Raw genomic sequence first — 11,636 nt, 5'->3', positions numbered from 1 at the left:
CAGTCCCAAAGAATCCGAGCTGGAAATGACTGACTGATCATGGTCGCTAGCATGGGGGCCGCTTCGCAGCCCAGCGGGGATAAATCCCCTCGCCACAACAGCTCTCAAAATTCTCATACGCCAGAAACGACAAAGGCCACCCGAAGGTGGCCTTTGTTGCTGGAGCTAAAAAGTCAGCCGAAGCTTACTTCTTCACTTCCCAGCCAGTCAGCTCGGCCAGGGCCTTGCCGATGTCTGCCAGCGAACGCACGGTTTTAACGCCTGCGTCTTGCAGCGCAGCGAATTTCTCGTCTGCAGTGCCTTTGCCGCCAGAGATGATTGCGCCAGCATGGCCCATGCGCTTGCCCGGAGGAGCAGTCACACCAGCGATGTAGGAAACAACCGGCTTGGTCACGTTAGCCTTGATGTAGGCAGCCGCTTCTTCTTCAGCCGAACCGCCGATCTCGCCGATCATCACGATCGCCTCGGTCTTCGGGTCTTCCTGGAACAGCTTCAGGATGTCGATGAAGTTCGAACCCGGGATCGGGTCACCGCCGATGCCGACGCAAGTCGACTGACCGAAACCGGCGTCAGTGGTCTGCTTCACAGCTTCGTAGGTCAGGGTGCCGGAACGCGAAACGATACCGACCTTGCCTGGCAAGTGAATGTGACCTGGCATAATGCCGATCTTGCATTCGCCTGGGGTGATCACGCCTGGGCAGTTAGGGCCGATCAGGACTACGCCCAGCTCGTCGCACTTAACCTTGGCGTCCAGCATGTCCAGGGTAGGAATGCCTTCGGTGATGCAGACGATCAGCTTGATGCCGCCGAATGCCGCTTCCAGGATCGAGTCCTTGCAAAACGGAGCCGGAACGTAGATCACGCTGGCGGTAGCGCCAGTGGCAGCTACTGCGTCTTTTACGGTGTTGAACACTGGCAGACCCAGGTGCTCGGTGCCGCCCTTGCCTGGAGTTACGCCACCAACCATCTTGGTGCCGTATTCGATGGCTTGCTGGGTGTGGAAACTACCTTGCGAACCGGTAATACCCTGGCAGATAACTTTGGTGTCTTTATTGATCAGGACGCTCATTATTTGCCCTCCGCAGCTTTGACAACTTGTTGAGCAGCGTCGGTCAGGCTGGTAGCAGCGATGATGTTCAAACCGCTTTCTGCCAGTACTTTAGCGCCCAGCTCAGCGTTGTTGCCTTCAAGGCGAACAACAACCGGGATTTTCACGCCGACTTCTTTCACAGCGCCGATGATGCCTTCGGCAATCATGTCGCAGCGAACGATGCCGCCGAAGATGTTGACCAGTACTGCCGCGACGTTCTGGTCGGACAGGATGATCTTGAACGCTTCAGTAACGCGTTCCTTGGTAGCGCCACCACCTACGTCGAGGAAGTTGGCTGGCTTGCCGCCATGCAGGTTGACGATGTCCATGGTACCCATGGCCAGACCGGCACCGTTGACCATGCAGCCGATGTTGCCTTCCAAGGCTACGTAGTTCAGTTCGAACTTGGCAGCGTGCGCTTCGCGCGGATCGTCCTGCGACGGATCGTGGAAAGCCTTCAGCTTAGGCTGACGGTACATGGCGTTGGCGTCGATGTTGATCTTCGCGTCGAGGCAGTGCAGATCGCCGTCAGCCTTGATCACCAGCGGGTTCACTTCCAGCAGAGCCAGGTCGTGGTCTTTGAACAGCTTGGCCAGACCTACGAAGATCTTGGCGAACTGAGTGACCTGCTTGCCTTCCAGACCCAGCTGGAATGCCAGCTCGCGACCCTGGGATGGCTGAGCGCCAACCAGTGGATCGATAGTGGCCTTGAGAATTTTTTCTGGAGTGTCGTGAGCGATTTTCTCGATGTCCACGCCACCTTCGGTGGAAGCCATGAACACGATGCGACGGCTCGAACGGTCAACGACAGCGCCCAGGTACAGCTCTTTAGCGATATCAGTGCACGATTCAACCAGGATCTTGGTGACTGGCTGGCCATTGGCGTCAGTCTGGTAAGTCACCAGACGCTTGCCCAGCCACTGCTGTGCGAAGGCTTTGGCGTCTTCTTTGCTGCGAACCAGCTTTACGCCGCCCGCTTTACCGCGACCACCGGCGTGAACCTGGGCTTTGACGACCCACTCGTTGCCGCCGATCTTGTCGCAAGCTTCTGCTGCTGCTTCCGGGGTGTCTACTGCGTAACCAGTGGAAACTGGCAGGCCGTATTCAGCGAACAGCTGCTTACCCTGATACTCGTGAAGATTCATGCTTTTTACCGTCTTCGTTAGGTACTGCGCATTCGGCGCTGCGCTCGTTTGAGTGCCGCGCCACCTGTGACTGCTGCTTGCGTAGCTGGGCTACGCAAGACTGCGTCCGGCGGACATTCCGCGGTGAGTCTTGCTCGCAAGGCTCACGACGGGCCGTTGCCGCCGTGGTTTCTTATTATGTCTTAACGCTTCTTGCGGTTGGCAATGTGAATGGCGCCGCCATTCACTGCCAGAGCAGCTTCGTGCAAGGCTTCGGACAGGGTCGGATGGGAGAAAACCATCATGCCCAGGTCTTCAGCGCTGGTGCCGAATTCCATACCGATCGCGCCCTGCTGAACCAGTTCTGCAGCGCTCGGGCCAATCACGTGCACGCCCAATACGCGGTCGGTCTTGGCATCGGCGATGACCTTGACGAAACCACCGGTATCGTTGGCAGCCATGGCACGGCCGGAAGCGGCGAACGGGAAGGTGCCGACGTTGACTTCAACGCCTTCGGCCTTCAGCGCCTGCTCGGTTTTGCCAACCCACGCGATTTCCGGGTGAGTATAAATAACCGAAGGGATCAAATCATAGTTCATCTGAGCCTTGTGGCCCTTGATGCGCTCGACAACCATGATGCCTTCTTCCGAAGCCTTGTGGGCCAGCATCATGCCGCGAACCACGTCACCGATGGCGAAGACGCCCGGTACAGCTGTGACGCAATGGTCATCGACCGCGATGAAACCGCGCTCGTCGATTTCCACGCCACAGTCGGCAGACAGCAGATCAGTAGTCACCGGACGGCGACCAACGGCTACGATCAGCTTGTCGAAAGTGATGGTCTGTTCGCCGTTGGCATCGGTGTAATTGACGACGACTTCTTCGCCGTTGACTTTCGAACCGGTAACGCGAGCGCCCAGCTTGATGTCCAGACCCTGTTTGGTCAGGGTTTTCAGCGCTTCCTTGGAAACAGCGGTGTCCGCTGCCATCAGGAAAGTGTCCAGTGCTTCGAGAACAGTCACTTCTGCACCCAGACGCGACCATACCGAACCCAGCTCCAGACCGATCACGCCAGCGCCGATCACGCCCAGACGTTTAGGTACGGACTGGAACTCCAGAGCGCCAGTCGAATCGACGATGACTTTCTGGTCAACCGGAGCCGGTGGAATGTCGATCGGACGCGAACCTGGCGCGAGGATGACGTTTTCCGCTTCGATGACTTCAACCGAACCGTCCGGCTTGGTGACTTCGACTTTCTTGCCGGCCAGCAGCTTGCCGTGGCCCTGGATCGAAGTAACGCCGTTGGCCTTGAACAGGGTGGCAACGCCGCCGGTCAGGTTCTTGACGATGCCAGCCTTGCGGCCAACCATCGCAGCGACGTCCATTTTGACTTCGCCGGTCGAGATACCGTGAACGTTGAAGCTCTCTTTGGCTTCCTTGTATTTCCACGAGCTGTCGAGCAGCGCCTTGGAAGGAATGCAACCCACGTTCAGGCAGGTACCGCCCAGGGCTTGCTTGCCCTCTGCGTCGGTGTACTTCTCGATGCAGGCAGTGGTCAGGCCCAACTGAGCAGCCTTGATGGCCGCTACATAGCCACCAGGGCCGGCACCGATCACTACTACGTCAAATTTCTGCGACATTCAAAAAATCCTCTTTAGCAATAAAGCTACAAGCCGCAAGCTTCAAGCTGCAAGCCCACCCGCTCGCCTTGAGCTTGAGGCTTGTAGCTGAAAGCTTGCAGCTGCTTTTTAGATATCCAGCAACAGACGAGCCGGATCTTCCAGCAGGTTCTTGATGGTCACCAGGAAGGTCACAGCTTCTTTGCCATCGATCAGGCGGTGATCGTAGGACAGAGCCAGGTACATCATCGGACGGATCACGACCTGACCGTTGATGGCCATCGGACGCTGGATGATGTTGTGCATGCCCAGAATCGCTGCCTGCGGCGGGTTGACGATCGGCGTCGACATCATCGAACCGAAGGTACCACCGTTGGTGATGGTGAAGGTACCACCGGTCATCTCGTCCATCGACAGTTTGCCGTCACGGGCTTTCTTGCCAAATGTTGCGATGCCGCCTTCGATTTCAGCCAGGCTCATCAGCTCGGCGTTACGCAGAACCGGTACCACCAGGCCACGGTCGCTGGAAACGGCAACGCCGATGTCCGCATAGCCGTGGTAAACGATGTCGCCGCCGTCGATCGACGCGTTGACAGCCGGGAAGCGTTTCAGCGCTTCGGTGGCCGCTTTCACGAAGAACGACATGAAGCCCAGGCGTACGCCGTTGTGGGACTTCTCGAACAGGTCCTTGTACTTCGAACGCAGAGCCATGACTTCGGTCATGTCGACTTCGTTGAACGTGGTCAGCATCGCCATGTTCGACTGGGCTTCAACCAGACGCTTGGCCACGGTGGCACGTACGCGAGTCATCGGTACGCGCTTCTCGATGCGGTCGCCGGCAGCGAACACAGGCGCAGCAGCCGAAGGAGCAGCAGCCTTGGCAGGTGCGGCAGCCGGAGCGGCTTTCTTCGCAGCAACTGCTGCTACCACGTCTTCCTTGGTCACACGACCGCCCTTGCCGGTACCGGCAACGGAAGCGATGTTGATGCCGTTCTCTTCAGCCAGCTTGCGAGCAGCCGGTGCTGCGATCGGGTCATCTTCGCCTTCGGCAGCAGCCGGTGCGGCAGCGGCAGTAGCAGCCGGAGCAGCAGCGGCGGCAGGAGCGGCAGCAGCAGCGCCGCCCTCTTCGATCGAGCCCAGAACCTGGTTCGACAGAACGGTAGCGCCCTCTTCGGCAACGATTGCGCCCAGCACGCCGTCAGCTTCAGCCAACACTTCGAGCACGACTTTGTCGGTTTCGATGTCGACGATCAGGTCGTCACGCTTGACGGCCTCACCTGGTTTCTTGTGCCAGGTGGCAACGGTGCCATCGGCAACCGATTCCGGGAATGACGGGGCTTTGATTTCGATAGCCATTATCTGTGGGTCCTTAAAATTCGGTTTCAGTCAGCGCGAAGGCGTTAAACAGTGAAAGCATCTTGCAGCAGTTTTTCCTGCTGCTCGGCGTGCATCGATGCGTAACCACAAGCTGGCGCAGCCGAAGCCTCACGGCCCGCGTACTCGAGTACGAGAGTCTTGTCGAGGTTGGCGATGCTGCGACGCAAGTGATGCTGGCTGCAGTACCAGGCACCCTGGTTCATCGGCTCTTCCTGACACCAAACGGCGTGTTTGACGTTGGTGTACGGAGCCAGGACTTCTTTCAAGTCGTCCTCAGGGAACGGATACAGCTGCTCGATACGCACGATGGCGATATCTTCGCGGCCTTCGGCACGGCGTTTTTCCAGCAGGTCGTAGTAGACCTTGCCGCTGCACAGAACCACGCGCTCGACCTTTTTCGGGTCCAGTGCGTCGATTTCCGGGATCACGGTCTGGAACGAACCTTCGGCCAGATCTTCCAGTGTCGAGATGGCCAGCTTGTGGCGCAGCAGCGACTTCGGCGTCAGCACGACCAGCGGCTTGCGCAGCGGACGAATCACCTGACGACGCAGCAAGTGGTAGATCTGCGCTGGCGTGGTCGGCATGCACACCTGAATGTTGTGCTCGGCGCACAGCTGCAGGTAACGCTCAAGACGTGCCGAGCTGTGCTCAGGGCCCTGGCCTTCGTAACCGTGTGGCAGCAGCATGGTCAGACCGCAGAGACGGCCCCACTTGTGCTCGCCGCTGGTGATGAACTGGTCGATCACGACCTGAGCACCGTTGGCGAAGTCGCCGAACTGGGCTTCCCAGATCACCAGCGCGTTTGGCGTGGTGGTCGAGTAACCGTATTCGAATGCCAGTACCGCTTCTTCCGAGAGGAACGAGTCGTACAGGTCGAAACGTGGCTGACCGTCGTACAGGTTCTGCAGCGGAATGTAGGTGCCCGCGTCTTTCTGGTTGTGCAACACAGCGTGACGGTGCGAGAACGTACCGCGGCCGATGTCCTGACCAGTCATGCGAATCGGGTGACCTTCGAACGCCAGGGTCGCGTACGCCATGGTTTCGGCGTAACCCCAGTTGATCGGCAGGCCGCCGGCTTGCATCTTCTGACGGTCTTCGTAGATCTTCGCGACCTGACGCTGAACGACGAAGCCTTCCGGAATTTCCAGCAGCTTGGCGGACAGCTCTTGCAGGGTCTTCAGATCGAAACGCGTGTCGTGACGCGCGGTCCAGGCGTGGCCCAGGTACGGACGCCAGTCGACGAACAGTTCTTTGTTCGGCTCTTTGACCAGCGATTTCACCACGTGCAGACCGTTGTCCAGCGCGTTGCGGTATTCGTCGACTTTGGCCTGAACACGTTCAGCGTCGAGCACACCGGCCTGGGTCAGGCGATCAGCGTACAGCTCACGGGTGGTGCGCTGCTTGGTGATCTGCTGATACATCAGTGGCTGGGTGCCGCTTGGCTCGTCGGCCTCGTTGTGGCCGCGACGACGGTAGCAGACCAGATCGATCACTACGTCACGCTTGAACTGCATGCGGTAGTCGATGGCCAGTTGGGTCACGAACAGCACGGCTTCCGGATCATCACCATTCACATGGAGGATCGGCGCCTGGATCATCTTGGCAACGTCGGTGGCGTACTCGGTGGAACGCGAGTCCAGCGGGTTGCTGATGGTGAAACCAACCTGGTTGTTGATCACGATGTGCACGGTACCGCCGGTCTTGAAACCGCGGGTCTGCGACATCTGGAAGGTTTCCATGACCACGCCCTGACCGGCGAATGCCGCGTCACCGTGGATGGAGATCGGCAGAACTTTCTCACCGGTCAGGTCGTTGCGACGGTCCTGACGGGCGCGTACCGAACCTTCGACCACCGGGGAAACGATTTCCAGGTGGGACGGGTTGAACGCCATGGCGAGGTGAACTTCACCGCCGGTGGTCATCACGTTGGACGAGAAGCCCTGGTGGTATTTAACGTCACCGGAACCCAGCTCGACCTTCTTCTTGCCTTCGAACTCGTCGAACAGCTCGCGCGGGTTCTTGCCGAAGGTGTTGACCAGTACGTTCAGACGGCCACGGTGGGCCATGCCGATGACGACTTCCTTGGTGCCGTACGAGCCGGAACGCTGGATCAGTTCGTCGAGCATCGGAATCAGGCTTTCGCCGCCTTCCAGACCGAAACGCTTGGTGCCCGGGTATTTGGTACCGAGGTATTTTTCCAGGCCTTCACCGGCAGTCACGCGCTCAAGCAGGTGGCTCTTGATGTCGGCGGAGTACGTCGGACGACCACGCACGCTTTCCAGACGCTGCTGGAACCACTGGCGCTGCTCGGAATCGGTGATGTGCGTGAATTCAGCGCCGATGGTGCGGCAATATGTCTGCTGCAACGCTTCGTGAATTTCGCGTAGGCTCGCTTCCTCTTTGCCGATGAACAGGTCGCCGGCACGGAAGGTCGTATCAAGATCGGCATTGGTCAAGCCGTAATGATTGATCGACAGGTCTGCAGGTGCAGGACGCTGCCACAGCCCCAGCGGGTCAAGCTGGGCTGCCTGGTGGCCACGCATACGGTAGGCCTGGATCAATCGCAGCACTTCAACTTGCTTCTTCTCGTGCTCACTGCTCACGCTGCCGGCGGAAACCGGTTGGGCGCGGCGCTGGTTCTTTGCCAGCAGCACGAAATGATCGCGAATCGTCGAGTGCGAAACATCAGTGGCAGAGTTGCCGTCGGCTGGCAACTTCTGAAAGTAGGTGCGCCACTCTTCTGGCACAGCGTTAGGGTCGTGCAGGTAGAGCTCATAAAGCTCTTCCACATAGGCAGCGTTTCCACCTGAAAGGTAGGCGCTGTTCCACATGCGCTGCATCACGCTTTCTTGCATGCTTGGTCACCCTCGGTTAGGGGAACACCATCGGTGTCGACACCGAGCAAACTTGCAGAAGTCCGAATGCAGCGACTAAAACAAGCCACCTAGGATCACACTGATAGTCCGGGTACCAGCCCGGATGCCCCTGCTTGTCTCATTTCTTCAAAAGAAGAGCTGCAGCTTATGGCTACTGCTCTGGTTATAGCCATGACGCGGGTTGAAGCCCGCGCCACAGCCTCTACGGTGCAACGGTTACAGCAGCTGAATCACACGCCGCTCGAAAGCAGCATGTTACGGATGTGACCGATGGCCTTAGTCGGGTTCAGGCCTTTCGGACATACGTTGACGCAGTTCATGATGCCCCGGCAGCGGAAAACGCTGAACGGGTCGTCAAGTGAAGCCAGACGCTCGCTGGTCTTGGTGTCGCGGCTGTCTGCCAGGAAGCGGTAGGCTTGCAGCAGCGCAGCAGGACCCAGGAACTTGTCCGGGTTCCACCAGAAGGACGGGCAAGAGGTCGAGCAGCAGGCGCACAGGATGCACTCGTACAGACCGTCAAGCTTTTCGCGCTCTTCTGGCGACTGCAGACGCTCGATGGCCGGAGCCGGCGTGTCGTTCTGCAGGTAAGGCTTCACCTTCTCGTATTGCTTGTAGAAGATGCTCATATCGACGACCAGGTCACGGATAACCGGCAAACCTGGCAGCGGACGAACGATCAGCTTGTTGCCTTTTACAACGGCAGACAGCGGCGTGATGCAGGCCAGACCGTTCTTGCCGTTGATGTTCATGCCGTCGGAGCCGCAGACGCCTTCACGGCAGGAGCGACGATAGGAGAAACCTTCGTCCTGCTCTTTGATCAGGGCCAGCACGTCCAGCACCATCAGGTCTTTACCACCGGTATCGACCTGGAAATCCTGCATGAACGGCGCAGCGTCCTGATCAGGGTTGTAGCGATAAACACTGACTTGCAACATGGCGGTCACCCTTAATAAGTCCGGACTTTAGGTTCGAAAGTCGGAACAGTCTTCGGCGAGAAGTTCACGGCACGCTTGGTGACGCGCTTGTCACCCGGGAAGTACAGGGTGTGGCACAGCCAGTTTTCGTCATCACGGTCTTCGAAGTCTTCACGGGCGTGAGCGCCGCGGGACTCTTTACGTACTTCGGCCGCGATGGCGGTAGCTTCAGCCACTTCCAGCAGGTTCTGCAGTTCCAGCGCTTCGATACGTGCAGTGTTGAACGCTTGCGACTTGTCGTTGATCTTCACGTTGGCGATACGCTTGCGCAGATCGGCCAGCTGAGCGATGCCCTTCTGCATGTATTCGCCGGTACGGAATACACCGAAGTAGTTCTGCATGCAGCTTTGCAACTCGCGACGCAGGGTGGCAACGTCTTCACCGTCGGTACGGTTGTTCAGCGCGTTCAGACGCGACAGTGCAGCTTCGATGTCGGACTCGGTAGCGTCGTCGTATTCGATGCCATCGGTCAACGCCTTTTCCAGGTGCAGACCGGCAGCGCGACCGAAGACCACCAGGTCGAGCAGCGAGTTGCCGCCCAGACGGTTCGCACCGTGTACCGATACGCAAGCCACTTCGCCTACCGCGAACAGGCCAGGAATTATCTGGTCCTGACCTTCGGCGTTCTGGGTGATCGCCTGGCCATGAATGTTGGTTGCAACGCCGCCCATCATGTAGTGGCAGGTCGGAACAACCGGAACCGGAGCAACGACCGGGTCAACGTGGGCGAAGGTCTTCGACAGTTCGCAGATGCCTGGCAGACGGCTGTGCAGCACTTCCTCGCCCAGGTGGTCGAGCTTGAGCATTACGTGGTCGCCATTCGGACCGCAACCGTTGCCGGCGATGATTTCCTTGACCATCGAACGGGCAACCACGTCACGACCTGCAAGGTCCTTCGCGTTCGGAGCATAACGCTCCATGAAACGCTCGCCGTGCTTGTTGATCAGGTAACCACCTTCACCACGGCAACCTTCGGTAACCAGTACACCGGCGCCGGCGATGCCGGTCGGGTGGAACTGCCACATTTCGATGTCTTGTACCGGCACGCCAGCACGCAGAGCCATGCCGACGCCGTCACCGGTGTTGATCAGGGCGTTGGTGGTGGACGCGTAGATACGGCCTGCACCGCCAGTCGCCAGAACGGTGGCCTTGGCACGGATGTAGGAGGTTTCGCCGGTTTCGATGCAGATCGCGATCACACCAACGAATTCGCCTTCCTGGTTTTTCACCAGATCAACAGCGTAGTACTCGTTGAGGAACGTGGTACCGGCTTTCAGGTTGCCCTGATAAAGCGTGTGCAGCAGCGCGTGACCAGTACGGTCGGATGCAGCGCAAGTACGTGCAGCCTGACCGCCCTTGCCGTAGTCCTTGGACTGGCCACCGAACGGACGCTGGTAGATGCGGCCTTGCTCGGTACGCGAGAACGGCAGCCCCATGTGGTCCAGCTCGAAAACAGCGGCCGGGCCTTCCTGACACATGTATTCGATAGCGTCCTGGTCACCGATATAGTCGGAACCCTTGACGGTATCGTACATGTGCCAGCGCCAGTCATCGTTCGGGTCGGCGGAAGCGATGGCGCACGTGATGCCGCCCTGCGCGGATACAGTGTGCGAACGGGTCGGGAAAACCTTGGTGATCACCGCAGTCTTGTGGCCGCCCTGTGCCAGCTGCAGCGCAGCGCGCATGCCGGCACCGCCACCACCAATAATGATGGCGTCGAAAGAAATCGTTGGAATGTTAGCCATGAATCAGATACCCCAGAGAATCTGCACACCCCAGACGAAGTAAGCGAACATCGCAACGCCGCATACTGCCTGGAAAAGGAAACGTATCGCCGTTGCGGACTTGCCGAACGCCATTGGCGTCAGGTAGTCGGTCGCGATGGTCCACATGCCGACCCAGGCGTGAGCGCCCAGAGCAACAAGGGCCAGCAGGCTGAAAATACGCATTCCGTTGTGAGCGAACAGTTCATGCCACTGGGCATACTCGAGACCAGGGTTGGCGACGATGTATCCGATCAGAAAGATGAAGTAAGCCGCGAGAACGACCGCAGACACACGCTGTGCCATCCAGTCATAGAGGCCCGAACGCGACAGGTTAGTGACGTTAGTTACCATATCCAGACTCCTGCCAGAACGATTACCACCACGGAAACGGCGATAACGATTTTCGAGCCCAGTTTGCCGCCTTCCAGCGTCTCACCGATGCCCATGTCCATGATCAAGTGGCGCACACCGGCTACCAAGTGATACAGCAGAGCGGACAGGATGCCCCAAATCACTAGCTTGGCTAGCGGACTGGTCAGACACGCTTTCACCTGACCGAAGCCTTCCTCGGAGCTCAGCGACTTGTCCAATGCGTAAAGCATGATGGCAAGGCACACGAAGAGGATGACACCGGAGATACGGTGAAGAATGGACGTGTAAGCAGTGACTGGGAGTTTGATGGTCCTTAGGTCTAGGTTTACAGGTCGTTGGCTTTTCACGGCTTTTTTTTCACACTGAAGAGCCCCTAACAATCAGGGCAAAGTTGTTGGGGAGTGCACTGGTCAGGTAACCACCACCCAGGGATGCGAC

9 protein-coding genes are annotated in these 11,636 nt (G+C 58.4%); all 9 read right to left on the bottom strand.

The genetic code is table 11. From position 1 onward, the window contains the following. Window positions 1-184: 184 nt before the first annotated feature. The 9 genes from sucD to sdhC all read right to left on the bottom strand — a co-directional run bounded on the left by sucD (window position 185) and on the right by sdhC (window position 11,545). Entirely contained in the window at window positions 185-1,069 is an 885-nt protein-coding gene (sucD, locus tag F8N49_RS19870) for a succinate--CoA ligase subunit alpha (RefSeq protein ID WP_016773680.1), read from the bottom strand. Further along, window positions 1,069-2,235, bottom strand: coding sequence for an ADP-forming succinate--CoA ligase subunit beta (gene sucC, locus F8N49_RS19865; RefSeq protein ID WP_016773679.1), 1,167 nt, complete (start codon window positions 2,233-2,235; stop codon window positions 1,069-1,071). Before sucC ends, sucD begins: the two co-directional genes overlap by 1 nt. A 182-nt stretch (window positions 2,236-2,417) precedes the next feature. Then, a complete protein-coding gene (gene lpdA, locus F8N49_RS19860) occupies window positions 2,418-3,854 on the bottom strand; it encodes a dihydrolipoyl dehydrogenase (RefSeq protein ID WP_016773678.1) in 1,437 nt (478 codons plus the stop codon). A 108-nt stretch (window positions 3,855-3,962) separates the two neighbouring features. Continuing rightward, complete coding sequence (gene odhB / locus F8N49_RS19855) at window positions 3,963-5,189, bottom strand: 2-oxoglutarate dehydrogenase complex dihydrolipoyllysine-residue succinyltransferase (RefSeq protein ID WP_151552225.1); 1,227 nt, start codon at window positions 5,187-5,189, stop codon at window positions 3,963-3,965. A gap of 44 nt (window positions 5,190-5,233) precedes the next feature. Beyond that, complete coding sequence (locus F8N49_RS19850) at window positions 5,234-8,065, bottom strand: 2-oxoglutarate dehydrogenase E1 component (protein WP_041479560.1); 2,832 nt, start codon at window positions 8,063-8,065, stop codon at window positions 5,234-5,236. A 251-nt stretch (window positions 8,066-8,316) separates the two neighbouring features. Further along, window positions 8,317-9,021: a succinate dehydrogenase iron-sulfur subunit gene (locus tag F8N49_RS19845; RefSeq protein ID WP_016773675.1), complete on the bottom strand. Its 705-nt coding sequence runs from the start codon at window positions 9,019-9,021 to the stop codon at window positions 8,317-8,319. An 11-nt stretch (window positions 9,022-9,032) separates the two neighbouring features. Further along, window positions 9,033-10,805 (bottom strand): succinate dehydrogenase flavoprotein subunit, encoded by a 1,773-nt coding sequence (sdhA, locus tag F8N49_RS19840; RefSeq protein WP_024012149.1) that lies wholly within the window; start codon window positions 10,803-10,805, stop codon window positions 9,033-9,035. Window positions 10,806-10,808: 3 nt separating this feature from the next. Then, window positions 10,809-11,177 carry a succinate dehydrogenase, hydrophobic membrane anchor protein gene (sdhD, locus tag F8N49_RS19835; RefSeq protein WP_008049683.1) on the bottom strand — a complete coding sequence of 123 codons (369 nt, stop codon included), beginning with the start codon at window positions 11,175-11,177 and terminating at the stop codon, window positions 10,809-10,811. After that, window positions 11,171-11,545, bottom strand: a complete 375-nt coding sequence (gene sdhC, locus F8N49_RS19830) for a succinate dehydrogenase, cytochrome b556 subunit (protein ID WP_016773673.1) — start codon at window positions 11,543-11,545, stop codon at window positions 11,171-11,173. The genes sdhD and sdhC overlap by 7 nt, the downstream gene beginning before the upstream one ends. Window positions 11,546-11,636: the final 91 nt, after the last annotated feature.

Origin of the sequence: Pseudomonas sp. GXM4, assembly GCF_008923895.1 — a bacterium.
Taxonomy (GTDB): Bacteria; Pseudomonadota; Gammaproteobacteria; order Pseudomonadales; family Pseudomonadaceae; genus Aquipseudomonas; species Aquipseudomonas atacamensis.
Note: the sequence above shows the minus strand (reverse complement) of the source record. Positions and strands in the feature narration are given on the sequence as shown.

Excerpts from the sequence above, each read along its gene's own strand:
- sucD (WP_016773680.1), bottom strand. The coding sequence starts at position 1,069 with ATGAGCGTCCTGATCAATAAAGACACCAAAGTTATCTGCCAGGGTATT.
- sucC (WP_016773679.1), bottom strand. The coding sequence starts at position 2,235 with ATGAATCTTCACGAGTATCAGGGTAAGCAGCTGTTCGCTGAATACGGC.
- lpdA (WP_016773678.1), bottom strand. The coding sequence starts at position 3,854 with ATGTCGCAGAAATTTGACGTAGTAGTGATCGGTGCCGGCCCTGGTGGC.
- odhB (WP_151552225.1), bottom strand. The coding sequence starts at position 5,189 with ATGGCTATCGAAATCAAAGCCCCGTCATTCCCGGAATCGGTTGCCGAT.
- F8N49_RS19850 (WP_041479560.1), bottom strand. The coding sequence starts at position 8,065 with ATGCAAGAAAGCGTGATGCAGCGCATGTGGAACAGCGCCTACCTTTCA.
- F8N49_RS19845 (WP_016773675.1), bottom strand. The coding sequence starts at position 9,021 with ATGTTGCAAGTCAGTGTTTATCGCTACAACCCTGATCAGGACGCTGCG.
- sdhA (WP_024012149.1), bottom strand. The coding sequence starts at position 10,805 with ATGGCTAACATTCCAACGATTTCTTTCGACGCCATCATTATTGGTGGT.
- sdhD (WP_008049683.1), bottom strand. The coding sequence starts at position 11,177 with ATGGTAACTAACGTCACTAACCTGTCGCGTTCGGGCCTCTATGACTGG.